The sequence below is a fragment of the Terrabacter terrae genome (assembly GCF_039529575.1).
Lineage (GTDB): Bacteria > Actinomycetota > Actinomycetes > Actinomycetales > Dermatophilaceae > Terrabacter > Terrabacter terrae.
The window spans coordinates 1-1555 of record NZ_BAAANB010000047.1 but is presented as its reverse complement, the minus strand read 5'-3'; the positions used below and the strand labels follow the sequence as shown (position 1 = coordinate 1555).

Genomic DNA, 1555 nt, shown 5'->3' with positions numbered 1-1555 from the left:
CCCGCTGCCCCACACTCGGGGACAGACCGGGCTCTGCCACCACCAGCACAGCCGGCAGTGGAGATGCTCCTTAGAAAGGAGGTGATCCAGCCGCACCTTCCGGTACGGCTACCTTGTTACGACTTAGTCCCAATCGCCAGTCCCACCTTCGACGGCTCCCCCCACAAGGGTTGGGCCACCGGCTTCGGGTGTTACCGACTTTCGTGACTTGACGGGCGGTGTGTACAAGGCCCGGGAACGTATTCACCGCAGCGTTGCTGATCTGCGATTACTAGCGACTCCGACTTCATGGGGTCGAGTTGCAGACCCCAATCCGAACTGAGACCGGTTTTTTGGGATTCGCTCCACCTCGCGGTTTCGCAGCCCTTTGTACCGGCCATTGTAGCATGCGTGAAGCCCAAGACATAAGGGGCATGATGATTTGACGTCATCCCCACCTTCCTCCGAGTTGACCCCGGCAGTCTCCTATGAGTCCCCACCATCACGTGCTGGCAACATAGAACGAGGGTTGCGCTCGTTGCGGGACTTAACCCAACATCTCACGACACGAGCTGACGACAACCATGCACCACCTGTACACCAGTCCGAAGACGCACCCATCTCTGAGTGATTCCGGTGTATGTCAAGCCTTGGTAAGGTTCTTCGCGTTGCATCGAATTAATCCGCATGCTCCGCCGCTTGTGCGGGCCCCCGTCAATTCCTTTGAGTTTTAGCCTTGCGGCCGTACTCCCCAGGCGGGGAACTTAATGCGTTAGCTGCGGCACGGATCTCGTGGAATGAGACCCACACCTAGTTCCCAACGTTTACGGCATGGACTACCAGGGTATCTAATCCTGTTCGCTCCCCATGCTTTCGCTTCTCAGTGTCAGTAATGGCCCAGAGACCTGCCTTCGCCATCGGTGTTCCTCCTGATATCTGCGCATTCCACCGCTACACCAGGAATTCCAGTCTCCCCTACCACACTCTAGTCTGCCCGTACCCACTGCAAGTCCGAGGTTGAGCCTCGGATTTTCACAGCAGACGCGACAAACCACCTACAAGCTCTTTACGCCCAATAATTCCGGACAACGCTCGCACCCTACGTATTACCGCGGCTGCTGGCACGTAGTTAGCCGGTGCTTCTTCTGCAGGTACCGTCACTTGCGCTTCTTCCCTGCTGAAAGAGGTTTACAACCCGAAGGCCGTCATCCCTCACGCGGCGTCGCTGCATCAGGCTTCCGCCCATTGTGCAATATTCCCCACTGCTGCCTCCCGTAGGAGTCTGGGCCGTGTCTCAGTCCCAGTGTGGCCGGTCGCCCTCTCAGGCCGGCTACCCGTCGTCGCCTTGGTGAGCCATTACCTCACCAACAAGCTGATAGGCCGCGAGTCCATCCCAGACCGAAAAACTTTCCACACCATATCCATGCAGATTGGTGTCGTATCCGGTATTAGCTCCGGTTTCCCGGGGTTATCCCAGAGTCAGGGGCAGGTTACTCACGTGTTACTCACCCGTTCGCCACTGATCAGACCAAGCAAGCTTGATCATCACCGTTCGACTTGCATGTGTTAAGCACGC

At 57.3% G+C, this 1555-nt stretch carries 1 rRNA gene; it reads right to left on the bottom strand.

Annotated elements, in window-relative coordinates:
• Positions 1-74: 74 nt before the first annotated feature.
• A 16S ribosomal RNA gene (locus ABD194_RS18865) occupies positions 75-1555 on the bottom strand; the annotation flags it as partial.